The sequence below is a fragment of the Streptomyces erythrochromogenes genome (genome assembly GCF_040684695.1).
GTDB lineage: Bacteria > Actinomycetota > Actinomycetes > Streptomycetales > Streptomycetaceae > Streptomyces > Streptomyces erythrochromogenes_C.
Map to the genome: position 1 here is coordinate 81118 of NZ_JBFBGM010000016.1, position 26371 is coordinate 107488.

Annotated in this window: 28 protein-coding genes; 6 read left to right on the top strand and 22 right to left on the bottom strand. The window is 71.7% G+C overall.

What is annotated here, in order from left to right:
* Nucleotides 1-17 precede the first annotated feature (17 nt).
* The 9 genes from AB0O53_RS23190 to AB0O53_RS23230 all read right to left on the bottom strand — a co-directional run bounded on the left by AB0O53_RS23190 (nucleotide 18) and on the right by AB0O53_RS23230 (nucleotide 8386).
* A complete protein-coding gene (locus AB0O53_RS23190) occupies nucleotides 18-1841 on the bottom strand; it encodes an AGE family epimerase/isomerase (RefSeq protein ID WP_350996789.1) in 1824 nt (607 codons plus the stop codon).
* A gap of 1 nt (nucleotide 1842) precedes the next feature.
* Nucleotides 1843-2280: a VOC family protein gene (locus tag AB0O53_RS23195; RefSeq protein WP_365197955.1), complete on the bottom strand. Its 438-nt coding sequence runs from the start codon at nucleotides 2278-2280 to the stop codon at nucleotides 1843-1845.
* Nucleotides 2280-2891: a DJ-1/PfpI family protein gene (locus AB0O53_RS23200; protein WP_365197957.1), complete on the bottom strand. Its 612-nt coding sequence runs from the start codon at nucleotides 2889-2891 to the stop codon at nucleotides 2280-2282. The genes AB0O53_RS23195 and AB0O53_RS23200 overlap by 1 nt, the downstream gene beginning before the upstream one ends.
* A complete protein-coding gene (locus AB0O53_RS23205) occupies nucleotides 2884-4488 on the bottom strand; it encodes a GMC family oxidoreductase (protein WP_365197960.1) in 1605 nt (534 codons plus the stop codon). Before AB0O53_RS23205 ends, AB0O53_RS23200 begins: the two co-directional genes overlap by 8 nt.
* Nucleotides 4489-4498: 10 nt before the next feature.
* Nucleotides 4499-4870, bottom strand: coding sequence for a nuclear transport factor 2 family protein (locus tag AB0O53_RS23210; protein WP_350996778.1), 372 nt, complete (start codon nucleotides 4868-4870; stop codon nucleotides 4499-4501).
* 13 nt (nucleotides 4871-4883) lie between these two features.
* Nucleotides 4884-5339: a nuclear transport factor 2 family protein gene (locus AB0O53_RS23215; protein ID WP_350996776.1), complete on the bottom strand. Its 456-nt coding sequence runs from the start codon at nucleotides 5337-5339 to the stop codon at nucleotides 4884-4886.
* Between the two features lie 29 nt (nucleotides 5340-5368).
* Nucleotides 5369-5803, bottom strand: coding sequence for a nuclear transport factor 2 family protein (locus AB0O53_RS23220; RefSeq protein ID WP_350996773.1), 435 nt, complete (start codon nucleotides 5801-5803; stop codon nucleotides 5369-5371).
* A 75-nt stretch (nucleotides 5804-5878) separates the two neighbouring features.
* On the bottom strand, nucleotides 5879-7519 hold the full coding sequence (locus AB0O53_RS23225; protein WP_365197964.1) for a thiamine pyrophosphate-binding protein: 1641 nt from the start codon (nucleotides 7517-7519) through the stop codon (nucleotides 5879-5881).
* Nucleotides 7520-7561: 42 nt separating this feature from the next.
* Nucleotides 7562-8386, bottom strand: coding sequence for a type 1 glutamine amidotransferase domain-containing protein (locus AB0O53_RS23230; protein ID WP_365197967.1), 825 nt, complete (start codon nucleotides 8384-8386; stop codon nucleotides 7562-7564).
* A 294-nt stretch (nucleotides 8387-8680) separates the two neighbouring features.
* On the opposite strand from AB0O53_RS23230, the gene AB0O53_RS23235 reads away from it, so the two are divergent.
* From AB0O53_RS23235 to AB0O53_RS23255, 5 genes are all read left to right on the top strand, one after another.
* Nucleotides 8681-8947: a UBP-type zinc finger domain-containing protein gene (locus AB0O53_RS23235; RefSeq protein ID WP_350997013.1), complete on the top strand. Its 267-nt coding sequence runs from the start codon at nucleotides 8681-8683 to the stop codon at nucleotides 8945-8947.
* On the top strand, nucleotides 8944-10704 hold the full coding sequence (locus AB0O53_RS23240; protein ID WP_365197969.1) for an FAD-dependent oxidoreductase: 1761 nt from the start codon (nucleotides 8944-8946) through the stop codon (nucleotides 10702-10704). Before AB0O53_RS23235 ends, AB0O53_RS23240 begins: the two co-directional genes overlap by 4 nt.
* 54 nt (nucleotides 10705-10758) lie before the next feature.
* Nucleotides 10759-11268, top strand: coding sequence for an ATP-binding transcription factor AbmR (gene abmR / locus AB0O53_RS23245; RefSeq protein ID WP_350996762.1), 510 nt, complete (start codon nucleotides 10759-10761; stop codon nucleotides 11266-11268).
* A gap of 72 nt (nucleotides 11269-11340) precedes the next feature.
* A complete protein-coding gene (locus AB0O53_RS23250) occupies nucleotides 11341-11670 on the top strand; it encodes a putative quinol monooxygenase (protein WP_350996759.1) in 330 nt (109 codons plus the stop codon).
* Entirely contained in the window at nucleotides 11667-12137 is a 471-nt protein-coding gene (locus AB0O53_RS23255) for a group II truncated hemoglobin (RefSeq protein ID WP_350996756.1), read from the top strand. The genes AB0O53_RS23250 and AB0O53_RS23255 overlap by 4 nt, the downstream gene beginning before the upstream one ends.
* 179 nt (nucleotides 12138-12316) lie before the next feature.
* Here the strand turns inward: AB0O53_RS23255 and AB0O53_RS23260 are convergent, their stop codons facing one another.
* The 7 genes from AB0O53_RS23260 to fmt form a co-directional block, all read right to left on the bottom strand.
* On the bottom strand, nucleotides 12317-12775 hold the full coding sequence (locus AB0O53_RS23260) for a barstar family protein (RefSeq protein WP_365197973.1): 459 nt from the start codon (nucleotides 12773-12775) through the stop codon (nucleotides 12317-12319).
* Nucleotides 12772-13245: a guanyl-specific ribonuclease gene (locus AB0O53_RS23265; protein WP_350996750.1), complete on the bottom strand. Its 474-nt coding sequence runs from the start codon at nucleotides 13243-13245 to the stop codon at nucleotides 12772-12774. Before AB0O53_RS23265 ends, AB0O53_RS23260 begins: the two co-directional genes overlap by 4 nt.
* 49 nt (nucleotides 13246-13294) lie before the next feature.
* Nucleotides 13295-13516, bottom strand: coding sequence for a CarD family transcriptional regulator (locus AB0O53_RS23270; RefSeq protein WP_350996748.1), 222 nt, complete (start codon nucleotides 13514-13516; stop codon nucleotides 13295-13297).
* A gap of 172 nt (nucleotides 13517-13688) precedes the next feature.
* Nucleotides 13689-14705: a sugar-binding transcriptional regulator gene (locus AB0O53_RS23275; RefSeq protein ID WP_030841494.1), complete on the bottom strand. Its 1017-nt coding sequence runs from the start codon at nucleotides 14703-14705 to the stop codon at nucleotides 13689-13691.
* Nucleotides 14706-14843: 138 nt separating this feature from the next.
* Entirely contained in the window at nucleotides 14844-15530 is a 687-nt protein-coding gene (gene rpe, locus AB0O53_RS23280; protein ID WP_030036653.1) for a ribulose-phosphate 3-epimerase, read from the bottom strand.
* Between the two features lie 948 nt (nucleotides 15531-16478).
* The gene (locus AB0O53_RS23285; RefSeq protein WP_350996745.1) at nucleotides 16479-17954 is read right to left on the bottom strand and encodes an RsmB/NOP family class I SAM-dependent RNA methyltransferase; all 1476 of its coding nucleotides are present in this window, start codon (nucleotides 17952-17954) and stop codon (nucleotides 16479-16481) included.
* 101 nt (nucleotides 17955-18055) lie between these two features.
* Nucleotides 18056-19000 (bottom strand): methionyl-tRNA formyltransferase, encoded by a 945-nt coding sequence (gene fmt / locus AB0O53_RS23290; protein ID WP_359121329.1) that lies wholly within the window; start codon nucleotides 18998-19000, stop codon nucleotides 18056-18058.
* Between the two features lie 251 nt (nucleotides 19001-19251).
* Here fmt and AB0O53_RS23295 point away from each other — a divergent pair, with 251 nt between their 5' ends.
* A complete protein-coding gene (locus AB0O53_RS23295) occupies nucleotides 19252-19812 on the top strand; it encodes a hypothetical protein (protein WP_350996740.1) in 561 nt (186 codons plus the stop codon).
* Between the two features lie 140 nt (nucleotides 19813-19952).
* Here AB0O53_RS23295 and AB0O53_RS23300 read toward each other — a convergent pair whose 3' ends face one another.
* The 6 genes from AB0O53_RS23300 to AB0O53_RS23325 form a co-directional block, all read right to left on the bottom strand.
* On the bottom strand, nucleotides 19953-22052 hold the full coding sequence (locus AB0O53_RS23300) for a primosomal protein N' (RefSeq protein ID WP_350996738.1): 2100 nt from the start codon (nucleotides 22050-22052) through the stop codon (nucleotides 19953-19955).
* 88 nt (nucleotides 22053-22140) lie between these two features.
* The gene (gene metK / locus AB0O53_RS23305; protein ID WP_350996735.1) at nucleotides 22141-23349 is read right to left on the bottom strand and encodes a methionine adenosyltransferase; all 1209 of its coding nucleotides are present in this window, start codon (nucleotides 23347-23349) and stop codon (nucleotides 22141-22143) included.
* Between the two features lie 197 nt (nucleotides 23350-23546).
* A complete protein-coding gene (gene coaBC / locus AB0O53_RS23310; RefSeq protein WP_350996732.1) occupies nucleotides 23547-24761 on the bottom strand; it encodes a bifunctional phosphopantothenoylcysteine decarboxylase/phosphopantothenate--cysteine ligase CoaBC in 1215 nt (404 codons plus the stop codon).
* A 139-nt stretch (nucleotides 24762-24900) separates the two neighbouring features.
* Nucleotides 24901-25173, bottom strand: a complete 273-nt coding sequence (rpoZ, locus tag AB0O53_RS23315) for a DNA-directed RNA polymerase subunit omega (protein WP_004948662.1) — start codon at nucleotides 25171-25173, stop codon at nucleotides 24901-24903.
* A gap of 74 nt (nucleotides 25174-25247) precedes the next feature.
* Entirely contained in the window at nucleotides 25248-25811 is a 564-nt protein-coding gene (gene gmk, locus AB0O53_RS23320; RefSeq protein WP_136231544.1) for a guanylate kinase, read from the bottom strand.
* A 61-nt stretch (nucleotides 25812-25872) separates the two neighbouring features.
* A complete protein-coding gene (locus AB0O53_RS23325; protein ID WP_030008746.1) occupies nucleotides 25873-26196 on the bottom strand; it encodes an integration host factor in 324 nt (107 codons plus the stop codon).
* Nucleotides 26197-26371 lie beyond the last annotated feature (175 nt).

Consider the following 26371-nt stretch of genomic DNA (forward strand, 5'->3'; position numbering starts at 1 on the left):
GCGCCCCCCGTTGAGCGCTACTTCTTGGCCGTGGGCCGCAGCCGGACCTTGACCTTGACCCGGCCCTGGACGTCGGGCAGGCGCACGGTGAGCGCCTCCGCGTCGAAGTCGGTGTAGGGCTTCTCGTCGATCTCCACGGATGCGATCCGCACCGAGCCGGCGGGCAGCAGGTCGGGCGAGACGCGCAGGATGCGGTCGGGCAGGCCGGTCGGGTCGGGCTGGAAGTGGAAGTCCATCTCCCGGCCGTTGATGAGCAGGTTGTTGTAGACGGCGGCGAGGTAGCACAGCTCCGCCGAGTGGTACATGGACATCGAGTGGCTGCCCTTGAGCCGCTCGGTGCCGAGCAGGTACGGCGTCCCGCTGGCCAGGACGTTGAAGTAGACGGCGCCCTCGTCGTGGTCGAGGAAGAAGGTGTTGTAGAAGGCCTGCGCCTGGCGGGCCTCGCGCAGGTTCGCCTCGCCGCCGACCGTGCCGTTCAGGATGAGGTAGGCGAGGATCGCCTGCTCCTGCTGCCACCAGGCCTTGCGGTCGTGCCAGGCGAAACGATACGTCTCCTGGTCGCCGTCCTTCACGCGCTCCACGACGTCGTACCAGCCGCCGCGCTGCACGTCGCTGCCGACGGCCGGCATGATCTCGCCGATCTTCCGGGCGAGCTCCTCGTACGCCGGCTTGGCCTTCAGCGAGTTCATCCGCATCAGGTTCCAGGCGATCTTCAGGTTGTGGCCGACGACGGCGCGGTCCTGCTGCCAGCTGTGCGCCTTGTCGTGGGACCAGTCGCGGAAGAAGCGCTCCTGGACGAAGGGGCTGTTCTTGTAGTCCGGGAACTTGTCCGCGATCGTGTCGAAGGTGTACTCCAGGAAGTCGGCGTACTTCTGGTCGCCCGTCGCCAGGTACAGGTTGATCAGGTAGGCGGGGGCGTGGTCGCCGACCGAGTTCCAGTTCTTGCGCTCGGCGTTCTCGCCGAGGGACTCGTGGTCCGCGCTGAAGAGGATCGGGTCGATGTGGGAGTAGTAGCCGCCCTGCTCCGGGTCGAAGAAGAACTTGTCGAACAGCCGGATCGTGGCGTCCGCGTCGTTCTTGATCCGGACGTCGCCGGTGACCCGGTAGGTCTGGATGGGGCCGGCCAGCGCGTAGATCTGCTCGTACATCGGGATCGCGTCGTAGTCGTCGGAGAACTCCGAGGTGAACAGCTTGCGCTCGCTGTCCCCGTCGACGCTGATGCCGTGGTACCAGAAGACCACGTCCTCCTCGCCGTCCACGACCCGCATGTGCTTGCGCAGGTACTCGGTACCGCGCTCGGCGACCTCCAGGTACTCGTCCTTGCCGGTCAGCAGGTAGGCCGAGGCCATGCCGTAGACCAGGCGGGAGATCGTGTCGGTCTCCTGGACGTGGCTGGCGGTCTTGTCACCGCCGAGCCGGATCTCGGTGCGGTACTCGGTGAAGTCCACCGGGCCGTCGCCGAACTGCGCCCGCTTGTAGAAGTCGGCCAGCGACTCGATCTGCTTGATCCACCAGCTGCCCTCCTCGAAGCGGTAGTCCTCGGCGCCGCGTCCCAGGAACACCAGGCGCTTGGCGTCGAAGCGGCCGCCGTGCTCCGGGTAGTGGACGCCGTAGACGAAGAGGAACCGGCCCGGCGAGAGCATCTCGTCGATGTGCCCGGAGGCGTCGATGTAGGGCTCGTCCAGGTTGCGGACCAGTTCGGCGCTGGGGTCGCCGGCCAGCGAGACCTCGAACTCGCGGCCGTCGGAGGTCTTCAGCCGCAGCAGGCGCGCACCGGAGTCGAAGCGGACGACGTAGCCCGCGATGGTGTCGGAGAAGGAGAAGCTCACGGCGTCCGCCATGTCATGCACCGTCCTTGTCGTGAGTGCTGTCGTCCTCGTATCCCTGGCTCACTTCGACGATCACCCCGTCGGGGTCGCGGACCCACACGCTCCGCCAGCCGCAGATGAAGTCGTCGAAGTCCAGCGGTCCCAGGGTCACTTCCGCCGCGTCGCCCAGCTCGGCCAGGAACGCGTCCACGCTGTCGGTCTGGAACGCCAGGTGGCGCATCCGGCCCGGGGCCTGCGGCCCGTCCCCGTCCGCCGGGCGGGCCGTTTCCCTCCCGCCGGCGGCGAAGAGCTCCAGGTACGCGTCCCCCTTGCGCAGGAACACGATCTGCGCCTCGCCCAGGTCGACGACCCGGGCCCGGGTGAAGCCGAAGTACCGGGTGTAGAACTCCTCGGTGGTCTTCTGGTCCGCGCAGTTCAGGCCCACGTGCGACCACCGCAGCCCGGCGGCCATCAGCCGGCCCCCCGGCCCCGCCCGGCCGCGACCAGCTCGATGATCCGGCGGGCGAACAGGTGGTGGTGCGCCCCGGTGCGGCCGGTGACCAGGTCGCCGTCGACCACCACGTCCTCGTCGACGTACTCCCCGCCCATGTTGCGGACGTCGCCGATCAGGTTGTTGTGGCAGACCACCTTGCGGCCGCGGATCTTCCCCGGGATCGAGGACGCCAGCCACATGCCGTGGCAGATGATGCCCTTGAGGACCGTCGGCTCCTCGAAGGCCCGGCGCAGCAGCTCGGTCGCCGGGGCGAGGACGTCGACGTCCTCGGTGTAGCGCAGCCGGTCGGCGACCATGCCCGAGGGCACGATGACCGCCGCGTACCGGCGCAGTTCCTCGTCGCTGAGCCCCTCCAGGGACCGGTTCACGGTGAAGGGCGCCCGGTACTCGTGTCCGGTGAAGGTGATGGAGTCGTTGCCCCACAGCCGGGTCAGGAAGTCGACCTCGGCGCCCTCCTCCGCGAACCGGTGCTGGTAGTAGAAGATCTCCGGCTCGTAGTAGTCGCTCTCGACCAGGACCGCGATCCGGGTCCCGGACAGGGCGCCCTCGCGCAGGACGGCATCAGGCACGGGAGGTCCCCCTCAGGAAGTCCGCCGCGCGCTCGGCGATCATCGCGATGGCGGTGTGGCAGTTGCCCGACGGGACCGCGGGCATCACGCTGGCGTCCACCACGCGCAGGTTGCGCACGCCGTGCACCCGCAGCTGAGGGTCGACGACGGCGAGGTCGTCGATGCCCATGCGGCAGGAGCCGGCCTGGTGGTGGTAGCTCTCCGACTTCTGCTTGACGAAGGTCCGCAGCTCCTCGTCGCCCGCATAGCCGGGGCCGGGCTGCAGCTCCTGCTTGTACCAGGGCGAGAACGCCGAGGTCGCGAAGATCTCCCGGGCGATCCTGACGCCCTGCACCATGCGTTCCAGGTCCCACCGGTCCCCCAGGTAGTTCGGGTTGATCAGCGGGTGGGCCAGCGGATCGGCGCTCGCCAGCCTGATCCAGCCGCGCGAGACCGGGCGTACGACACCGGGCAGGATGCTGACCGTGTTCGGGTGGTCCTTGCCGACGATCACGTCGAAGGGGACGTGGACGAAGGCGATCTGCAGGTCGGGGGCGGGCAGGCCGGGCTGCGAGGACAGGAACAGAGCGCTCTCCGACAGGTTCTGCGCGGGCGGCGGGAGCTCCTGGGTGACCTCGGCCATCAGCCCGGTCAGGACGTGGTTGTGGAAGTTCTCGCCGACCCCGGGCAGGGCGGCGGTGACCTCGATGCCGTGCTCGCGCAGCTGCTCGGGCCGGCCTATGCCGGAGAGCAGCAGCAGCTTCGGCGACTCGATCGCCCCTGCGGCCACGACCACCTCGCGCCGGGCCCGTACGGTGTGCGCTCCGGGCGCGGCGACGCTGCTGTGGCCGTCCCGGACGGTCCGGCCGGGAAACTCCGCGGGAGGCTGGAGCTGGACGTACTCGACGCCCGTGCAGGTGTCCCCGTCGAACAGCAGCCGGGTGCTCTGCGCGTTGGTGCGCAGGGTCAGGTTCGACCGGTCGAGGGCGGGCTCCAGATAGGCGGCCAGGGCGCCCTGGCGGCGGCCGTCGGCCACGTCGATGTGGTGCCAGCCGGTGCCGAAGAGGCCGCGGCGGGGGCCGTCGGTGTTGAAGTCGGCGATCTCCTCGTGCCCCAGCTCGACGGCCGCGTCGATGAAGGCGCGGGAGACCGGGTTGGGGCCGTGCAGCCCGGCGTTGGTGACCCGCTGCGGGCCGCGGGTGCCGGTGGTGGCGGCGGTGACGTCCTCCTGGCCCTCCAGGAGGGCGAAGTACGGGAGCACGTCCTCGTACGCCCAGCCGGCCGCGCCCTGGTAGGCCCAGTTGTCGAAGTCCGAGGCGTGACCCCGGATGTGCATCATGATGTAGAGGTTGCTGCTGCCGCCGGGGGCCTTGCCGCGCGGCTCGTAGGTGCGGCGGCCGTCGAGTCCGGGCTGCGGTGTGCTGGTGTAGCCCCAGTCCACGGGGCCGCCGAGGAGCTTGTACCAGGAGGACGGGTCGTCCACCTCGGGCGGGATCCGGGAGCCGCCCGCCTCCAGGACGAGGACGGTGACGTCCGGGTCCTCGGAGAGCCGGTTCGCCAGCACGCTGCCGGCGGTGCCCGATCCCACGACGACGTAGTCGTACTCTTCCACGCTCACCTGTGCCCCCTCAGTCCTGGCTCAGCACCTGGAAGGGGACCGTGTCGTGGTAGTTCGCCATGTAGGCGATCTTTCCGTCCACGATCCGGAAGAAGTTCATGACCTCGGCCTCGATGGGCTCGCCGGAGGCGCTGACCGCGGTCAGGTGGGAGACGGCCGCGGCCTTCTCCCCGTCGACGAGGAGGTGCACGGGCTCGTTGCGGAAGACCCGGTACATGGTCCCCATGCCCTTCATCATCGAGCGGAGCACCTCCAGGCCCTCGATGTGGCCGGCGAGCTGCTCGTCCATGACCTGGTCGTCGGCGAACAGGTCGCACCAGCGGTCCCAGTCCCCGGCGTTGGCGTACTCGTAGTACTTCTGCAGGATCTGTCGTGCGTCCATCGCGCTCATCCCCCTATCGGTCCCTGCGGGTTCCGTCCGGCGCGAACGGCGCCCAGAACTGGCTGAAGGCGGTCGCCGAGTCCCCGAAGAGCCCGTCGCGGCCCTCGACGATCCGGCCGTCGCGCCACCGCATGAAGTGGAAGACCGGGTAGTCCATCCGCTCGTACGGGGACCCGCCCGCCTCGGCCGCTCCGGCCCGCAGGGCGACGTTGCGGCACACGTCCGCCGAGCAGTCCTCGCCGACGAGCACCGCCTCCAGGTCCATCCGGAAGGTGCCGCCCGTGAGCTTGTGGGTCTGCCCCATCAGCTCCAGGAAGGCGTCCAGGCTCTCGTACCAGCCGGCCAGGGGGTGGTTGCCCGGCACCAGCCAGCGCAGGTCCTCGGAGTAGTACTCCAGGATCCGCGCCCGGTCGCCGGAGCCGAGGGCCGCGTAGGCCTCCCGGACCCGCTCCGGTGTCACTTCGGTCATCGTCGGTCCTCCTTCGCCGCGGCCGGCGGTCACAGGGAGCCGGAACCGGGCATCGGGGCCAGGTCGTTGACGGTGTACTGCTTGATCAGCGGTCCGTCGGGACCGGCGACCACGGTCCAGGTCTGGTCGGCGTCGAAGCCCAGCCACTGGCTGCGGGCGGCCGGCGGGTCCCAGATCTTGGCCTGCCAGTTGACGAGGACCCGGACGACGGCACGGTCGCCCTCGATCACGGGCTCCACCTTCGTGACCGTGTGCACCTCGTCGAAGAAGCGGTGGGTGACGGCCTCGTACCAGCGGCCGAAGCCCTCGTGTCCGAGGAAGGTGTCCTCGGGGACCTTGAACTCCAGGTCCTCGGTGATCAGGGCGAGCACGTCGGCCAGGGCCACGTGCTGGTCCAGCGCCACGTACCAGTTCTCGGCGAAAGTGCGGATCGCGTCCTCGGTCAGCTGCCGCTCGGCGGGCATGCGGTCTCCTCCTGTTCCCTCTGGTGCGTCTGCTGCGTCTGCTGCGTCTGCTGCGTCTGGTGCGTCGGCGTGCGGTCAGATCTGGACGTCGACGAGGAACGGTCCGGGGTGGGACAGCATCCGGCCCACCGCGGCGACCGCCTCGTCCGGCTTCTCCACGCGCATCCCGCCGGCGCCGAGCGCGCGGGCCAGCCCGGCGAAGTCGATCTCGGGGTGCGAGAGGTCGAAGGAGCCCGGGAAGCCGTGCTCGGGGATGTCCCGCTCCCGCCAGTACTGGGCGATGTTGTCGTCCAGCAGCCGGTACTTGCGGTTGTTGCACACGACGAACTTCGCGTCGATGCCGTGCCGGGCCGCAGTCCACAGCGCCTGGTAGGTGTACATGGACCCGCCGTCGCCCGCGAAGCCCACGACGAGCCGGTCCGGGCGGGCCAGCTTCGCTCCGACCGCCCCCGGGAAGCCCACCCCGAGGGAACCGCCCCGGGTGAGGTGGTAGTCGCCGGGGCGCTCCGCCGGCAGGTACCGGGTGACCAGCGGCGAGGTGGTCAGCGCCTCGTCGAAGACGATCAGGTCGCCTCCGGTGCGCTCGGCCAGGGTCCGCAGGAAGACGGCCATCGGCGTGCCGTCGTCCTCGGCGGCAGCCCCCGCCGACCGGGCCCGCTCCCGGGTCCGTACGTCGAGCCGGGCGGCCGCGGCGGCCCGCCGCTGCGGGGTCAGCCGCCGCTCCAGTACGCCGGCCAGCGCGCGCAGCGCCTCCCGGGGATCGGCGGCGAGGCCCAGGTCCACCGGGTGGTTCTTGGCGATCTCGTAGGCGTTGAGGTCGATGTGGACGACCTTCGCGCCGGCCCGGAAGGGGCTCTCCAGCTCGGGGAACACCTCCGGGAAGACGTAGGTGCCGACGATCAGCACCCCGTCGGCGTCCCCGACCAGCTCCTTGCTGTGCGGGCCGAACATGTGGCCGGTCTGGCCGCGCCGCAGCGGGTGCGAGGCAGCGATGTTCACCTCGGAGGAGTCGACCTCGTAGACGTCGGCGCCCAGCAGCTCGGCGACGGCGGCGAGCTCGCGCTGCGCCCCGGAGAGCGCCACCCCGTCCCCGACCAGGACGACCGGCCGCTCGGCGGAGGCGAGCAGTTCGGCCGCCCGGCCCACCGACGCCGGCGAGGGGGCCACGTCCGTGAGCGGGACCGCGGCCGGCAGGACGGGCTCGGAGTTGAGCTCGTCCAGGACGTCCATGGGCAGCGCGACGAACACGGGCCCGCGGGGCGGGGTGAGCGCGATCTTCACGGCCCGCCGGACGGTGCGGAGCACGGAGCGCGGGTCGGTGACGCGGGTCGCGTACTTGGTCACGGGCCTGGCCATCGCCACCAGGTCGGACGCCATCTGCGCGTCCATGGCGTCGTAGCGCACCCCGGCGTCGCCGGCGACGACGACGAGCGGGGTGTGGCCGCGCAGCGACTGGTAGAGCATCCCGATGCCGTTGCCCAGGCCCACCCCGGAGTGCAGCTGGAGCAGGGCCGCGCCGCCGGTCGCCCGGGCGTACCCGTCGGCGATGCCGGCGGCGACGGTCTCCTGGAGGGCGAGGACGTACCGGAAGTCCTCCGCCGCGTCGGCCGCGTCGAGGAATCCCTGTTCCACCGTCCCCGGATTTCCGAACATCACCTTCAGGCCGTCGGCCTTGAACTGCTCGATCAGCCTTTCCCGTCCGGGAGTGGCTTCCATGAATTCCCCCTCGCCTGTCCGATTTCCCAGCGGTTTCCGGGATTACCAGCCGAACCGGGTGAGCCCGTCCTCCAGGACTTCCACGATCTTCTGCCCCGTCAGATAGGAGTCGGGGGTGGAACGTCCGGTGACGAAGGGGAAGTCCACGATCACCGAGACCGGCTTGCCGAAGTTCCCGTGGTACGCGCCGCGCGGTCCCGTCGCGTCCCGCAGGATGTACTCCAGCGGATACGGCGGCGGGCCCATGTTGAAGTCGGTACCGAGGAATCCGGTGCCGTCCTTGTAGTCGTACTCCTTGCAGTGGCCGGTCACGTGCTTGCCCCAGATGATGCTCCGGCGGTCGTCCCAGTCCCGGGCGAAGGCCAGGCAGGCGACCCCGTAGCACTCGGCGGCCACGACCTTGCCGGCCTTCCGGAAGGCCAGGATCAGTGCGTGCACGCGCTCGTTGTTGGCGAGGTCGGCGATGGGCCCGCTGCCGCCGACGATGAGGATCGCGTCGTATCCGGCGACGTCGGCGTCGAGTTTGTCGAGATCGCGGTGGTACTGCTCCAGCTTGGGCAGGTAGGCCGCGTCACTCGTGTACGGGCGCTCGGGCACCCACGCCTCGATGTCGAGCGGCGAGTCCAGCCGGCTCGACTGCTCGAACTCGCGCCCCAGCCGGGCGTTCTCCTCGGTGGTCACCGAGCGTCCGAGCGGGGGGTCGATGTAGTTCGCGTCGAGGCTCGGCGGAAGAGCGTGCGCACGCTTTCCGGTCGGCGTGGCGAATATGACCTCGTAACCCCGCTCGTCGAACTTCGAGACGGGGCCTATCAGTTCTTCGGCCCAGTAACCGTGTTCGGAGACAATGACCAGAATCTTTCTGCTCACCTATTCCTCCAGCGCCGCCTGTTGTCGTTGGCGTCCCCCACACTGGCCGGGCCCCGGGCCTTCGTCAAAGCGCTGGCATGCGACTTCGTGAGGTAGCCGGACAGCCGACCGGGGCACCTCAGGAAGTCGTTCGCGGACGTCATGAAGTAGGCGCAGGACTACATGACTTCGGCCGAATCGGTGAACCATTTCGCGGGGCCCGTCCTAAGGTCTGGACGCGCCGTGAATCGCGGGCGCGCGGGCCGTGTTGCTGTGACGAGCATGAGCACGAGGAGAGGGACGGCAACGATGACGATGGACCTTTTGTGCACACACATCGATCAGATACGTCCGGTGAAGCCCACTGCGGTGGGCTGCGAGGAATGCCTCGTCACCGGCGACACGTGGGTGCACCTGAGGCTGTGCCTGAGCTGCGGACACGTCGGGTGCTGCGACTCCTCGAAGAACCGTCACGCCACCCGGCACTACCGGACCACCGAGCACCCGATCGCGGCCTCCCACGAGCCGGGCGAGGACTGGGCCTGGTGCTACGCCGACCAGCTGATGCTGGACCCCGCATGAGCACGGCCCGGGAGAGTTCCCCCGCACCCGCCTCGTCCGCCGCCCCGGCCCCGTCCGCGGCCGCCGCCCCGGCCGCTGCCGCCACCGAGCGCGCGGAGAGCCGCAAGCCGGTGATCCTGGCCGTCGACGACGACCCGCAGGTGCTGCGCGCCGTCCGCCGCGACCTGCGCAGCGCCTACGGCGACCGCTACCGGGTCCTCGGCGCCTCCTCGGCCGCCGACGCCCTGAAGATCCTCGACTCCCTCGACGAGCGCGGCCACGACCCGGCGCTGTTCCTCGTGGACCAGCGCATGCCGGACGTGACCGGCGTGGAGTTCCTCCTGGAGGCGGTCAGCCGCTTCCCGGACGCCCGCCGGGTGCTGCTGACCGCGTACGCCGAGACCGACGCGGCCATCACCGCGATCAACCGGGTCCGGCTGGACTACTACCTGCTCAAGCCGTGGGACCCGCCGCACGAGCGGCTCTTCCCCGTCCTGGACGACCTGCTCTCCGACTGGCTGGCGACCTACCGCCCCGCCTACGACGGGATCATCGTCGCCGGCCACCTCGTCTCCCCCGGCACCCACGCCGTACGGGACTTCTTCACCCGCAACGGCCAGCCGTTCCGCTTCCTCAACGTCGAGCGGGACCCCGAGGCCCTGACCCTCATCGCGGCCCAGCCCGACGCCACCCTGCCCCTGGTCCGCTTCCCGGACGGGGCGGTGCTCTCGGCGCCGACCGACACCCAGCTCGCCCAGCACCTGGGCCTGGCCACCACCGCCTCCCGCCCGCACTACGAGTGCGTCATCGTCGGCGCGGGCCCGGCGGGCCTCGCGGCCGGCGTCTACTCGGCCTCCGAGGGCCTGTCCACGCTGATGCTGGACTCCCGCGCCCCGGGCGGCCAGGCCGGCACCTCCAGCCTGATCGAGAACTACCTCGGCTTCCCCTCGGGACTGTCGGGCGGCGACCTGACCCGGCGGGCGACCATCCAGGCCTCCCGGTTCGGCGCCGAGATCCTGCACCCGGTGGAGGTGGTCTCGCTGACCCGCGACGACCCGGCCAAGATCCTCACCCTCGCCGACGGCACGGAGATCTCCGCCGAGACGGTCCTGCTCGCGACCGGAGTCTCGTACAACCGGCTCGACGCCCCGGGCGCCGACCGCTTCGAGGGGGCCGGCCTCTACTACGGCGCGGCGACCACCGAGAGCTCGGCCTGCATCTCCCAGCACGTGTTCATCGTCGGCGGGGCCAACTCGGCGGGACAGGCCGCGGTGCACTTCGCCAAGTACGCCGCCCGCGTGACCATCCTGGTCCGCGCGTCCTCCCTGGACGCGAGCATGTCCCGCTACCTGATCGACGAGATCGAGCGCACCCCGAACATCGAGGTCAAGGTGCGCACCACGGTGGTCCGGCTGGACGGCGAGGAGCACCTGGAGCGGCTGACCCTCCACGACGCGGGGACGGGCCGCGACACCGAGGTCCCGGCGCGCTTCATGTTCACCTTCATCGGGGCCCGCCCGCACACGGACTGGCTCGCCGGCGTCGTCGAACGGGACGAGTACGGCTTCGTCCTCACCGGCTCGGACCTGATCGCGAACGGCGGCGAGCTCCCGGCCGAGTGGAGCCTGGAGCGCGCCCCCTACCCCCTGGAGACGAGCGTGCCCGGTGTCTTCGCGGCGGGCGACGTCCGCGCCCACTCGGTCAAACGGGTGGCATCGGGCGTGGGCGAGGGGGCGATGGCGGTCTCGCTGATCCACCGCTACCGCTCGATGGGCTGAGAGCGAACGCTGTGCCCTTGTGATCAAGGGCACAGCGGATGCAACGTTGATTACATGATTACAGCCGAACAGAGCGAACAGCTCCGCGCCTGGTTCGCCGAGCGCCTGCCGGTGGACGTCTACGAATCCCTCGACCCGGTCACCGCCGACCGCGAGGAGATCACGGTCGTCGGGGTCATACCCGCGGCCGAGTCGGTACGGGAGTTCCGCGAGCGCACCCGCGAACAGCGCGTCGAAGTGGCCCGCGAGGCCGAGGAGCTCTACCGCCGCAAGGTCGCCTGGGGCGTCCGGGTGGGTGACGAGACCACCCTCTTCACCCACCTCGCCGTCCCCGTGATGACCCGCCTGCGCCAGTCCGAACGCCAGGTCCTCGACACCCTGGTCGCCGGCGGCGTGGCCCGCAGCCGGGCCGACGCGCTGGCCTGGTGCGTCCGCCTCGTCGGGCGCAACACCGACAGCTGGCTGACGGAGCTGCGCGACTCCCTGGACCAGGTCGGCCGGGTCCGCGCGCAGGGCCCCGACGTCTCCGGCACGACCGACTCCATGAAGTCCGGGTCCGAATGACGAATCCGCCCCACGGCGCCGTGTGATCGCGTAAGGCTGGCCGAGACCTACACCCAGGGAGAGGTACGCACCATGACGACCACCGTCGAATACATCCGCTACCGGATCGCATTGGACGACCAGCAGGCCTTCGAGGACGCGTACGCCCGGGCGGCCGAGTCCCTGGCCGCCTCGCCCGAGTGCATCGACTACGAACTCGCCCGGTGCGAGGAGGAGAAGGAGCGCTACATCCTCCGGATCCGCTGGACCTCGGTCAAGGACCATCTGGAGGGCTTCCGCAAGGGCGAGCACTTCCCGGCCTTCTTCGCCGCGATCCGCCCGTACGTCACCGCCATCGAGGAGATGCAGCACTACCTCGTGACGGGCGTCGTGGGCACGGGGAAGGGCGCCGGCCAGCGATGAGCACCACACCCACCATCTACGAGTGGATGGGCGGGGCGGAGGCGATGAACCGCCTCACCGACGCCTTCTACGCCCACGCCCTCCAGGACGAGATCCTGGCCCCGGTCTTCGCGGGCATGGACTCGGAGCACCCGCAGCACGTGGCGGTCTGGCTGTCGGAGGTCTTCGGCGGCCCGGCGGACTACACCGACCACCACGGCGGCCACCAGCACATGGCCACCAAGCACCTGGGCCGGGCGATCACGGAGCAGCAGCGCCGCCGCTGGGTGGACCTGCTCATGGACACGGCCGACGAGGTCGGCCTCCCGACGGACCCCGAGTTCCGCGGCGTGTTCGCCTACTACATCGAGTGGGGCACCCGCATGGCCCTGATCTACTCGGGCCCCAACCCGCCTCCGGTCGACGCGGCCAAGATCCCGGTCTGGTCCTGGGGCCAGACCCCGCCCTGGATCCCGAAGACGGACTGACCACCGGGGCGGCGGACCCGACCGGCTCCGGACCCGCCGCCCCGAGCACCCCACACCTCCAGCCCGGCCGCACCCTCCAGCCCCGCCGGCGTTCGAGGCCCGGGGTCCGGGGCGGAGCCCCACTCTCTCAGCCCCGCCGGCGCTTGAGGCGCGGGGTCCGGGGCGGAGCCCCGCGTATTTCAGCCCCGCCGGCGTTTGAGGCGCGGGGTCCGGGGCGGAGCCCCGGCGGCCCGGCCACGCCCGGCTCCCGGCTCGGGCTCCGGCTCCGGATCCGGCTCGGCCAGCACCACCGTGAGCCCGGGCTCCCCTTCCCCCGCCTCCCGCCAGAAGTCCACGGCCTCCCCCAGCACCTCCACGAAGGTCTCCCACTCCGCAGGCCGCGCCCCCGCGTACCCCTGCCACGAGGTCACCGCGACCAGCCGCCCCGGCGCCTCCGGCAACCAGGACAGGTCCTGCAGGACGTCGACCAACGCGTCCCAGTTCCCGCCGAACCACTCCGGCAGCCGCAAGGCCTCCCCGCACCGGACCATCAGCCCGGCCTTGTCCCGTACGCCGTCCAGGTCCAGCCGTACGGTCGTCCAGCCCGCGGCCCGGGCTGCGGCGAGAGCCGGGGCGAGCGGCTGCGGTTGCAGGGTCATCGGAGAACCGCCTTGAAGGTCTGGTAGTGGTCGTCCGTGTAGTAGAACTCCCCGCCCTCACCCGTCACGATCCGCCGGGCCCCGCGGTCCCGGGACCCCGGGGTACGCACCGTGAACTCGTGGTAGTAGCCGCGCTTCTGGCGCGGCAGGACCTTCTCGAAGTTCCCGAAGACGGTGCCGTCCTGGCGGTACGGGTACGGGCCGCCCCTGTCGATGAGCGCGAGGACGTCTCGCGCCTCCCGCGGCAGCGCATCGGCCCGTACGACGTCCATCCCCCGGGCCCAGCCCGGAGCGGCGTCGGGGGCCGCGCTGGCGGCCCCGCTGGGAGCCGTACTGAACTCCGCGCTGCCGCTGGCGACGGCGGGGCCGGGTTTCTGCGCACCACACCCCGCCGTCGCGACGAGCGCGACACAGAGGAACACGGCCCCCAGTGAACGCAGCAGCCATCGGGGCACGTTCCGGAAGATCATGCGCCGATGGTGCCAAATATCCGATTCGCCCGCGAATCGCTCGGTCGTGTCAGAGCACGGCCATCTTGCTGTAGGGACTCAGGATGCGCTTCTGGACCGAACCGAAGTCGACGAGAACGGCGATCCCCTCCTCGATTCCGACGACACGGCCGAGGCCGTGCTCGTCGTGAGTGACCCGATCGCCGACGCTGAACTGCCGGATGGGCTGCTCCACGGGGGCCTTGAACGGGCTGGACGGCAAATGGCGGCGAGGAACTGCTGATTTTGTCATTGGATTCAGTATGCGCCCGCGGGCCGCCGCGCGGCGGCCCTTCGGATCTCGATCCGGGCACCATCCGCAACACCGGCACCCCGGACCGGGCGCCCGTCCGCGCCGAACCCGCTCCGGAGCGCGCACGGGAGCGAAGCGATGCACCAGGGCGCCGCGGCCCCGTACCGGGGTCCTACAGGTCGTCGGGGTCGGCCCGGTCCAGCGCCGGCCGCAGACCCGGAGCCGACTCGGTCAGGAGGTAGTCGGCGACCGCCGTGTCCGTGACCAGGCTGGTCACCAGCCCCGACCGGAGCACCGCGCCGATCGCGGAGGCCTTGCGCAGCCCGCCCGCGATCGCTACGACCTCGGGGATCCGGCGCAGCCGGTCCGCCTCGACCGTGATGCACCGCTCACCGAGGTCCCGTCCGACCCGCCGACCCTCGGCGTCGAAGAGGTGGGCGGACATCTCGGCCGCGACGCCCAGCGAGGCGTAGTGGGCCCGCTCCTCGTCCGTCAGCATGTCGTGGACGGTCGAGATCCCCGGCTCCCACGAGCCGATGGAGACGGCCGCGACCGTCACCTTGTCGAAGTAGTCGAAGGCGCGGGCGATCCCGGTCTGGCTGCGCAGCGCGGCCGCGGTCGCCGGGTCGGGCAGCAGCATGGGCGCGTAGATCGGGTGCGCGTCGCCGCCCGAGACCTGCGCGGCCCTGCGGACGGCCTCGACCGATCCGCGCTCCGCGGTACCCGCGTCGTACACGCCGGTCAGCTGCACCACGGTGCACTGCGGCAGGCGGTGCAGGGAGGCGGCCATGTGGATGGTGGACCGGCCCCACGCCAGGCCCAGCACGTCACCCTCGCTGACCAGTTCGCCCAGCAGGTCGGCGGCGACGGCGCCCAGGTTCTCCGGGTCCGGGGCGTCCTCGGTGGCGTCCGCGGGCGACTCCACCACGACGGCGTGCCGGAGCCCGTACCGGGCCCGGAGAGCGTCCGACCGCTCCGCGTCGAGCTCGGCCGGGACCCGGATCTCGATGCGCACGAGGTCGCGTTCGAGAGCGGTCTCAAGGACCCGGGCCACCTTGAAGCGGCTCACGCCGAACTCCTCGGCGATCTGGATCTTGGACTTGCCCTCCAGGTAGAAGCGGCGGGCCATGGCCGCCGCCTGCACCAGCTCCGCGGGTCCCATCCGCAGGGCTGACCGTCCCGCCGACATTGCAGACACCGCGTTCTCCTCACTGCTGTTCACACTCTCGTGTTCACACTCTCGACTCGCCGTTCATCCTGTCAGATCCGACGGCCGTTGATCAGCCTGGACAGCTCCCGTTCACCGAGCTGTTCATCAACCCTTGGCTCAGTGGTCGCAAGCCCACGGCGCCGCCGCGATCGCCGCGCCCGCCTGGTCACGCAGCGTGCGGACGGCGGCCGCCGGATCGACCGCCCCGTAGACCGCGCTGCCCGCCACGAAGACGTCCGCGCCGGCCTCGGCGCAGCGCTCGATGGTCGAGGCCGACACCCCGCCGTCGACCTGGAGCCACAGCTCCAGACCGTGCTTGGCGATCAGCTCCCGGGTGCGGCGGATCTTGGGGAGCATGATGTCGAGAAAGGGCTGGCCGCCGAAGCCCGGCTCGACCGTCATGATCAGCAGCATGTCGAGCTCGGGGAGGATGTCCTCGTACTGCTCGATCGGCGTGGCGGGCTTGAGCGCCATGGACGCCCGCGCCCCCTTGGCCCGGATCTCCCGCGCGAGGCGCACGGGCGCCGCCGCGGCCTCGGCGTGGAAGGTGACCGAGCCCGCGCCGGCCTCCACGTACTGCGGGGCCCAGCGGTCCGGGTTCTCGATCATCAGGTGCAGGTCCAGCGGGATGTCCGTGGCGCGGCTCAAGGACTCCACGACCGGCATGCCGAGGGTGAGGTTCGGGACGAAGTGGTTGTCCATGACGTCGACATGCAGCCAGTCGGCCCCCTCGACGGCCTTCGCCTCCTCGGCGAGACGGGCGAAGTCGGCGGACAGGATGCTGGGATAAATCTGAGCGGCCATGCCCCAAGCCTGCCATGCCTGCGGCCGGTTCCGGCCACGACCCCGCAAGTCAGGATTCACGCAGCACCTCTAAAACAATACTCGGCAACATTTAACCATTCCTTAAAAAGGAACGACGCCACACCCACCCCAAGAACCACCACCCCTCCCGGCGGGTCGGGGGGTTCCGGGGGCGGAAGGCGCGGGGTGGCGTGGGGAGCGGGATGCACTCGGGCGGGGGTCTGAGTTGTTCTGGGGGTTTTCCGTCTGTCCGATGGTTTTCCGGGTCGTGCCGGTCCCTCAAGGGCGCTCCTGCGTCGCGTCGCGTTGCGATGGCCTTCGGCCACCCTTGACCGCCCGTCCCGCCCCGGAACTACGAAGGACCGGCGGAAAACCCCAAAAGAACGAGCCGGGCGACGCGAGACCATCGGGGCGGTGTCCAGCACGAGCAAAGCCCGGGGCGCGCCAGATCGCTACGCGCTCCTGTCCGGCGGCGTCCGCGAGCCCCGTGGGCTGGGCATAGGCCGCCATCGATCGCTACGCGCTTCGCCCTGACCGCGTCCGGCGGTCGTTCGGGGTTGGGAGGGGCGGATTCGAGGGGCGGGAGGGCGATCCATCGGCCCAGCCGATGCCAACCCCCGACAAGGTCGGGGTGACACCCCAACCGCCCGCCCAAAAGGGGACACATGGGGCAATCCGGCGACCTTCCGAGGCTCGCACTCGCGCAGACATGGATGGGGTTCGCCTCAGCCGTCATCCGACGCTTTTCCTCCCCCGATCCGCCCGCAGACGCCGCCCATGAGCAGGCCATCGGGCCTCTGCGGCCTCTGACCGGCCCCGCACGGGCTGCGGACGCGTGATCGAGGAGCGCGTAGCGATGTGAGGCGCTCCCGCCCGCGCATCGCTGATGTGCCCGTCCCTGACGTCGTCGCGGGGGTGTCGGGCCGTACGACGCGCGGCCGCGCGCGGCTACGCCGTGCGCCTCAGCAGGGCCAGGTACATCGCGTCCGTCCCGTGCAGGTGCGGCCACAGCTGGACGTCCGGGCCGTCGCCCAGACCGGGGACGCCCGCCATGAACGGCCGGGCGTCGATGAGTTCGGCGGACACCGGCGCGTTGCCGGCGCCGCGCCCCTTGAGGACGTCCTCCACCACGACCCGGGTCTCCGCCAGGTGCGGCGAGCACGTCGCGTAGCCGACGACACCGCCGACCCGCACCGCCGACAGCGCCTGCCGCAGCAGCCCGCGCTGGAGCGGCGCGAAGCCCTCCAGGTCCTCCGGGCGGCGGCGCCAGCGGGCCTCGGGGCGGCGGCGCAGCGCGCCCAGGCCGGAGCAGGGCACGTCCATCAGGACGCGGTCGAAGGAGCCCGGCAGCCAGGCCGGGCGGGTGCCGTCCGCCGTGATGACCTGGTACGGGCCCGGGTTGCCCGCGAGGGCCCGCTCCACGAGCCGGGCCCGGTGCGGCTGCTTCTCCGAAGCCAGCAGGAACGCCCCGCGCTCGGCCGCGAGCGCCGCGAGCAGCGCCGCCTTGCCGCCCGGGCCGGCGCAGCCGTCGAGCCAGCGCTCGTCGCGGCCCTCGACGGGCACGGCCGCCAGGGCCATCGCCACCAGCTGGCTGCCTTCGTCCTGCACGCCGGCGCGGCCCTCGCGCACCGCCTCCAGCGCGCCCGGCTCGCCGCCCTCGGCCATCCGGACGGCGTACGGCGACCAGCGCCCGGGCAGCGCCGACTCCTCGCCGACCGCCTCCAGCAGCTCCTGGGGCGTGGACCGGCCGGGCCGCGCGACCAGGGTCACCTCGGGCCGCTCGTTGTCGGCCTCCAGCAGGTCCTCGATCCCGGCGCGCCCGCCGCCCAGCGCGTCCCACAGGGCGCTGACGACCCACCTGGGGTGGGAGTGGTAGATGGCGAGGTGTTCCTCGGCGTCGTCCTCGTACGGCGGCGCGACCCGCTCCAGCCAGCCGTCCAGGTCGTGCGCGGCGATCTTCCGGAGCACGGCGTTGACGAACTTGGCGCGTCCGTCCCCGAGCACCACCCGGGCCAGCTCCACGCTCGCCGAGACGGCGGCGTGCGTGGGGATGCGGGTGCCCAGCAGCTGGTGCGCGCCGAGGGAGAGGACGTCCAGGACCGGCGGGTCGACCTCGCGCAGCGGGCGGTCGATGCAGGCCTTGATGACCGCGTCGTACGTGCCCTGGCGGCGCAGCGTGCCGTAGACGAGTTCGGTGGCCAGCGCCGCGTCGCGCGCCTCGAACTTCTCGTCCTGGCGGGCCTTCCTGAGCAGCGGCGGCAGGACGAGGTTGGCGTAGGCGTCGCGTTCGTCCACCGCCCTCAGCACCTCGAAGGCCAGCATCCGGACAGGGTCCTTCTGGGGCCGGCGGTACGGCTTGGCCTGCTTGCCGCCCGCTCCTGCGGGAGCGGGCTTGCGACGGGGCTGGCGGGGCTGTTCGCTCACGAGAAAGGTGCTCCGGATGTACGAGTACTACGACTGCTACGAGTGCTACGGGTGGTACGTGCGGGGAGGACGTGCCGCGGCCTGCGGCACCACCGCTCCGATCAGCCTACGTCGGTCCCGCCGAGCCGCTCGCCGGGGGCGATCCGCACGCCGCGCGCCCAGTCTGCGGCGCGCATCGGCTTCTTGCCCTGCGGCTGGACCCAGAGCAGCTCGACGGCGTGCGAGCCCGTGCCGACGTGGACGTTGTTCTTGCCTGCGGACAGCGCGCCCGGCTCCAGGTCCGTACGGTCGGCCACCATGCCCAGGGAGATCAGCTTGAGCCGCTCCCCGCGGAAGACGGTCCAGGCGCCCGGGGCCGGCGTGCAGCCGCGCACGACGCGGTCGGCGCGCATGGCGGGGGCCGTCCAGTCGATCCGGGCGTCCTCCACCGTGATCTTGGGCGCGAGGGAGATCCCGTCGAGGGGCTGGGCGACGGCGCGCAGGGTGCCGTCCTCGATGCCGTCCATGGTGGCGGCGAGGAGTCCGGCGCCGGCGAAGGCGAGCCGGGTGAGCAGGTCGCCGCTGTTGTCGGTCGGCCGGATCTCCTCGGTGAGGACGCCGTAGACCGGGCCCGAGTCGAGGCCCTCCTCGATCTGGAAGGTGGAGGCGCCGGTGAGCTGGTCGCCCGCCATGATCGAGTGCTGGACGGGGGCGGCGCCGCGCCAGGACGGCAGCAGGGAGAAGTGGAGGTTGACCCAGCCGTTGCGCGGGATGTCGAGGGCGCTCTTGGGGAGGATGGCCCCGTAGGCGACGACCGGGCAGCAGTCGGGGTCGATCTCGCGCAGCCGGGCCTGGAACTCGGGGTCGCGCGGCCGGGTGGGCTTGAGGACCTCGATGCCGGCCTCTTCGGCGCGTTCGGCGACCGGGCTGGCGACGAGCCGGCGGCCGCGGCCGGCCGGTGCGTCGGGCCGGGTGACGACGGCCGCGACCTCGTGCCGCCCGGAGGCGATCAGGGCGTCCAGGGCGGGTACGGCGACCTCGGGGGTGCCTGCGAAGACGAGCTTCACTGGGGGTCCTACCTCGCTATGTCGGCTGTCAGCAGCGCACCAGTCTATGGGGCGTCAGCCGGACGCCCCACCTGTGGTGCCGAGGGGGCGTGCGTACACGCGCGCGCCACTCGCATATGCCGACACGCCCCCACAGCGTGACCTGCACGACGGGTGGCGCGTTGGTCAAGAGAGATTGACCGAAACGGGCCGCGTGTGAACGATGTCTGCGGCCCGGTCCGCCCTTCAGCACCGGTTCGAGAGGCTTCTTCATGGCCGACCACGCCACCCACGACGCCCAAGCCCGGGCCAGCCTGCACCTGCTGGTGCGGGACATCGAGCGGGTTCGCCGGCAGGTGGATGCCCTGCGTACGCTCACCGCCCAGCTCGGCAACGTGTACCGCCCCCGTCGCTCGGGTCCCTCCACGGGTTTCGTCGTCTACGGCCGGGCTCCCGCGCCCACCGTCCGCCTCGCCCAGGAGCTGCGGGACAGCGTGGAGACGCTGGTCACCGCCGCGGTGGACTTCGACCGCTCGCTCGGCTTCTCGTGGGACGCGGTGGGTTCGGCGCTGGGTGTCACCAAGCAGGCGGTGCACCGCCGCTACGGTGCCCGGCGGGCGCAGTCCGCGGAGGCCGCGGAGCCGCTGGCCGAGGGGACGACCACCCGGACCATGGGGCCGCTGCCGACCGTCCCGGCCGCCCGTTCGGTGCCGCCGCAGCCGGTGCGCGAGGAGGCGCAGGCCGCCGCGGGCGGCCCTCCCGGACGGAGCCTGGGAGACGCTCCGCGCTCCCCCGCGGTCGCCCCCGCCTTCCCCGGTCCGCGCAACGGCTGACGCTGTCCCGCCGCCGGGACGCCGACCCCCGACGGCCGGCCGGCCCGGGCCGCAGCGCACGACTCCGCCCCGGTGGGGACGCCCGTACGGGTCCCCGCCGGGGCTTCGGTGTTCGGGGTACGGCGTCGAGCGCGGCGGCGTCAGCCGATGTCCGCCGGGTCGATCCGGACCCGTACCGCGTCCGCCGCCGGGACGCCGCGGGCCAGGCGCGCCGCCTGCGCGGACTTCAGGGCGGCCGCCAGGGCGGCTCCGCTGCCGGGCGGGACCCGGACCAGGGCCCGCTCCCCGGGAGAGGGCTCCCCGCGCCGTCCGGGCAGCGGCACCGGGCCGAGGATCTCGGCGTCGGCCGGCAGCCCGGCCCCGGCCAGGAAGGCCTCCAGTGCTTCGCCCCGCCCGGCGACCGCGGCCATCCGGGAGACGGGCGGGAAGCCGAGCTGGGCCCGCTCCGCGAGCTCCCGTACGGCGTGGCCCACCGGGTCCCACCGGACGAGGGCCTGTACGGGCCGCAGCGTCGGCTCGGCGACCACCACGACCTGGCCGTCCGCGCGGACCAGGGAGGCCGCGGCGATCCAGCGCCGCAGCGCGTCCTCGCCGGCCCGCAGGTCGGGGCGGGTCAGCATGGCCCAGCCGTCGAGCAGCAGCGCCGCGGCGTAGCCCGCGCCCGTCGCCACCGGTTCGGCGCCGGGCGTGCTCACCACGAGCGCCGGCCGGTCCGGCACCTCGTCCAGGACGTGGTCGCGGCCGGAGGTGCGCACGGGCACGGCGGGGAAGGCCCGGCCCAGTTCCTCGGCGGTGCGCCGGGCGCCCACGACCTGGGCGCGCAGGCGGAAGGACCCGCATTCCTCGCAGTGCCAGGACGTCTCGCCGCGGCCGCACCAGCCGCAGGTCAGGTCCCGCTCGTCGGGGGCTTCCAGGGGGCCGGCGCAGGCGGTGCAGCGGGCGGGTGTCCGGCACCGCTCGCACGCCAGCCGGGGCGCGTAGCCGCGGCGGGGCACCTGGACGAGGACGGGTCCGGACTTCAGCCCCTCCCGTACGGTCTCCCACGCCAGGCTGGGGAGCCGGGCGGCGCGGGCCGCCTCGTCCCGGGCCAGGAGTTCGTCGCCGACGGTGCGGATGCGGGGCGCGGTGGCCCGTACGGTCTCGCGGGCCGCGACGAGCGGGCGGGCCCAGCCGGACTCGACGAGCTGGGCGGCCTCCACGGTGCAGCTGGTGCCGCCGGCCAGGAACGCGCAGCCGTCGCTGACGGCGCGCAGTTCGAGGACCTCGCGGACGTGCGGGAAGGGGGCGCGGTCCTCGCTGTGGCTGGAGTCGCCGTCGTCCCAGATGGCGACCAGTCCGAGGTCGCGGACGGGGGCGAACATCGCGGCCCGGGTGCCGATGACGGCGCGGACCGAGCCCCGGTGGACGGCGAGCCACTGGCGGTAGCGCTTCTCGGGGCCGGACTCGGCGGTCAGCAGGGCGTGCCGTCCCTCGCCGAGCAGGGCGGTCAGGGCGGCGTCGAGCCGGCCGGCGGTCCGGCCGTCGGGGAGCACGGCGAGGGCGCCGCGGCCGGAGGCGAGGGTGGCGGCCATGGCCCGGGCGAGTTCGTCGGCCCAGCCGGGGCCGGGCAGGGCGGTCCACACGGCGCGCGGGGCGGCGCCGGTGGCGAGGGCGCGCAGGAAGCCGGGCCCGGATCCGTACCGCTCCCAGCCGCCGGGTTCGGGGGCGGCGGGCGGCGGCAGCGGTTCCGGGGAGGGCTTGGCCTCGGCGCGGGCGTTGCGCGGGGGCAGGGCGAGCTGGAGCACGTCGGCGAGGCTGCCGGCGTACCGGTCGGCGACGGCGCGGGCGAGGGCGAGCATGCCCGGGCCGAGGACCACCTCGGGCGAGACCACCTGGGCGAGGGCGGCGAGCGCCCCGTTGTAGTCGGACTCGGCGCGGCGCTCGACGATGAACCCGTCGATGAGGCTGCCGCCCTCGCGGCGCCCACCGCGGACGTGGTGGGAGCCGGCGCCGAAGCGGACGCGGACGCGGACACCGGGCTGGGCGGCCTCGGAGAGCTCGGCGGGCACGGCGTAGTCGAAGGTCCGGTCGAGGTGGAGCACGCCCTTGTTCACGAGGACCCGGGCGACGGGCAGCTCCTCGGCGAGGGCGGCCCCCCGCCAGGTACGCGGCTTCGCCTTGGGCGCCTTGGCCTTCGCCTCGGCGACCATCTCCCGGATCAGCGCCAGCTGCTCCGGCGGGGAATCGTTCGCGCTGCTCACATCAGCATTCTTACCAAACTGATCTGACAGGCGGGCATACGGACGAGGCCCCGGACCGTGCGGTCCGGGGCCTCGTCGCGGCTGATCCTTACAGACCGGCGGCGGCGCGCAGGGCGTCCACGCGGTCGGTGCGCTCCCAGGTGAAGTCCGGCAGCTCGCGGCCGAAGTGGCCGTAGGCGGCGGTCTGGGCGTAGATCGGGCGCAGCAGGTCCAGGTCGCGGATGATCGCGGCCGGGCGCAGGTCGAAGACCTCGCCGATCGCGTCCTCGATCTTCTGCGTCTCGACCTTGGCGGTGCCGAAGGTCTCGACGAAGAGACCGACGGGCTCGGCCTTGCCGATGGCGTACGCGACCTGGACCTCGCAGCGCGAGGCGAGGCCGGCGGCGACCACGTTCTTGGCGACCCAGCGCATGGCGTAGGCGGCGGAGCGGTCGACCTTGGACGGGTCCTTGCCGGAGAAGGCACCGCCGCCGTGGCGGGCCATGCCGCCGTAGGTGTCGATGATGATCTTGCGACCGGTCAGGCCGGCGTCGCCCATCGGGCCGCCGATCTCGAAGCGGCCGGTCGGGTTCACGAGGAGGCGGTAGCCCTCGGTGTCGAGCTTGATGCCGTCCTCGACGAGCTGGGCCAGGACGTGCTCGACGACGAACTCGCGGATGTCGGGCGCGAGCAGCGAGTCGAGGTCGATGTCGGAGGCGTGCTGCGAGGAGACCACGACCGTGTCGAGGCGGACGGCCTTGTCGCCGTCGTACTCGATGGTGACCTGGGTCTTGCCGTCGGGGCGCAGGTACGGGATGGTCCCGTTCTTGCGGACCTCGGACAGGCGGCGCGAGAGGCGGTGCGCGATGTGGATCGGCAGCGGCATGAGCTCGGGGGTCTCGTCGCAGGCGTAGCCGAACATCAGGCCCTGGTCGCCGGCACCCTGCTTGTCGAGCTCGTCCTCGTCGCCCTCGACGCGCTTCTCGTAGGCGGTGTCGACGCCCTGCGCGATGTCCGGGGACTGGGCGCCGATGGACACCGACACGCCGCAGGAGGCGCCGTCGAAGCCCTTCTTCGAGGAGTCGTAGCCGATCTCGAGGATCTTCTCCCGGACGAGCTGCGCGATCGGCGCGTAGGCCTTCGTCGTCACCTCACCCGCGATGTGCACGAGACCCGTGGTGATGAGGGTCTCCACGGCGACGCGCGAGGTCGGGTCCTCGGTGAGAAGTGCATCGAGGATCGTGTCGCTGATCTGGTCAGCGATCTTGTCGGGGTGGCCCTCGGTCACGGACTCCGAGGTGAACAGACGACGGGACACAACGCTCCCTGGGGTTGCAGCGGCTGCTGGCTGATCATTTGGCGGAACCACATCGGGGGCTGCGCCCGATCACGTTCCAGGTGCAGTTTATCGGTCGCCACCGTTGCGCGGACCATCCGTCTCGCCTTGTGGGAGCCGTGTGACCTGCGGCACTCCCATTCTTACGTACGGAGGTGACCGAGTGAAGGGGAATCGGCTCAGGCGCGTCGCGGCGTATACCGCTGCGTAACCCGGTCCCAAATCGCTTCCGCGAGGGCTTCCTTAGGACCATAGGGCACCGGAGTTTCCGACCCGTCCGAGGAGAGGATGACCGCCTCGTTCTCCTCGGATCCAAAGGTCCTGGCCTCTCCGACCTCGTTCACGACGAGAAGATCACATCCCTTGCGGCGGAGCTTGGCGCGGCCGTTGTCGAGGACGTCGTCGGTCTCCGCGGCGAAGCCCACGATGATCTGGTCCTCGCGGGCGCGGTCGGCGGAGATCTCGGCGAGGACGTCCGGGTTGCGCACGAGCGCGACCGGAGCGGGGTCCTCCCCGTCCTTCTTCTTGATCTTTCCGCCGGCGTACTCGGCGGGCCGGAAGTCGGCCACGGCCGCGGCCATGACCACGACGTCGGCGTCCGGTGCGGCCTTGAGCACGGCCTCGCGCAGCTGCACGGCCGTGCCCACGCGTACGACGTCCACCCCGGCGGGATCGGCCAGCGCGGTGTTGGCGGCGATCAGGGTGACCCGGGCCCCGCGGGCGACGGCCGTACGGGCGAGCGCGTAGCCCTGCTTGCCGGAGGAGCGGTTGCCGAGGAAGCGCACCGGGTCGAGCGGTTCGCGGGTGCCGCCGGCGCTGATCACGACGTGGCGCCCGGCGAGGTCCGGGGCGGCCGCGCCGCGGCGCAGGACCTGCCGGCACACCTCGAAGATCTCCTCGGGGTCGGGCAGCCGCCCCTTGCCGGTGTCCTTGCCGGTGAGCCGGCCCACGGCGGGCTCGATGACGAGGGCGCCGCGTCGGCGCAGCGTGGCCACGTTCTCCCGGGTGGCGGGGTGCTCCCACATCTCGGTGTGCATCGCGGGGGCGAAGACGACCGGGCAGCGGGCGGTGAGCAGCGTGTTCGTGAGCAGGTCGTCGGCCAGCCCGTGGGCGGCCTTGGCCAGCATGTCGGCGGTGGCCGGGGCGACGACGACGAGGTCCGCGCCCTGGCCGATGCGCACGTGCGGGACCTCGTGGACGGTCTCCCACACCTCGGTGGAGGCCGGGTTCCCGGACAGGGCGGCCCAGGTGGCCTCGCCGACGAAGTTCAGGGAGGCCGCCGTGGGCACCACCCGCACGTCGTGCCCGGACTCGGTCAGCCGGCGCAGCAGCTCGCACGCCTTGTAGGCGGCGATCCCGCCGCTGACGCCCAGCACGACCTTCGGCTTACCCATCCGCGCACACCCCTTTGACACTTCTCGACTCGTCCGGCGCGCCCGACGCGTCCGGCTCCGATCGTCGTACCCACCCATGACACACCACAGGCCCGGCAGATGTTCTGCCGGGCCTGTGGTGAAGGAATTTCTCGGTGCCTTACTGGGCCGGGGCCTCGATGGCCTCGGAGGTCAGCAGACCCGCGTTGATCTCGCGCAGCGCGATCGAAAGCGGCTTCTCGTGGACGTGGGTGTCCACCAGCGGGCCGACGTACTCGAGCAGGCCCTCACCGAGCTGCGAGTAGTACGCGTTGATCTGACGCGCGCGCTTGGCCGCGTAGATCACGAGGCTGTACTTCGAGTCCGTGGCCTCGAGCAGCTCGTCGATCGGCGGGTTGATGATGCCCTCGGGCGCAGTGATGGAAGAGGACACGCTCTACCTTCCGAAGATGGATGAAAGATTGGGCCGTCTGTGGTCGGGCGGTTCGGTGAAGATCGACCGACGATTCAGACAACTTCCATCAAGGCTAGCAGCTCACGTGCCACGTCCTCGACGGAGGTGTTGACCAGGGTGACGTCGAACTCCGACTCGGCAGCGAGTTCGATCTTGGCGGCGCCGAGCCGGCGCTCGATCACCTCGGCCGATTCGGTGCCCCGGCCGGTGAGCCGGCGGACCAGCTCGTCCCAGCTCGGCGGGGCGAGGAAGACCAGCTGGGCCTCGGGCATGGACTCGCGGACGAGCCGTGCGCCCTGGAGGTCGATCTCCAGCAGTACGGGCTCGCCGTTTTCCAGGCGCTCCAGCACCGCGCCGCGCGGTGTGCCGTAGCGGTTGCCCGCGAACTCGGCCCACTCCAGCAGCTCGCCGTTGGCGATCAGCTTGTCGAACTCGTCGTCGTTGACGAAGAAGTACTGGACTCCGTGTCGCTCACCGGGCCGCGGCTTGCGGGTGGTGGCCGACACCGAGAGCCATACCTCGGGGTGAACCTTGCGCATATGCGCGACGACCGTGCTCTTGCCGACCCCTGAGGGGCCGGAGAGCACGGTCAGCCGCGGACGAACCTCTGCTGCCATAGAGCGATTATCCAGGTTCCCAGGACTGCCTGAGAACACCGGGAGAACGCCAGGCGACGCCTCAGGCGCCGGTGCTGCCGAACTCGCGCTCCAGAGAGGCGATCTGGTTGGAACCGAGACCTCGGACACGCCGGGACTCGGAGATGCCGAGACGCTCCATGATCTGCTTGGCGCGCACCTTGCCCACGCCAGGCAGGGACTCCAGCAGGGCGGAGACCTTCATCTTGCCGATGACGTCGTTCTCCTGGCCCGTCTTGATGACCTCTTGGAGCGAGGCGCCGGAGTGCTTGAGTCGATTCTTCACCTCGGCCCGCTCCCGGCGAGCCGCGGCGGCCTTTTCGAGCGCGGCTGCGCGCTGTTCAGGGGTAAGGGGCGGAAGAGCCACGCCTACGTCACCTCGGATGTCGAACTGTCGGATACGGACCGGTGGGGAACCCAAGGGCACCACACCAGGCGAGCTCCCGAACAGCGATGGAACTCGTTCGCTGCGCGTTCACTCTGCTCGGAGACTAGCGGCCAACACCGCTCCAGTCAGCGAGAACGAACGAAAAGTCCTGGTC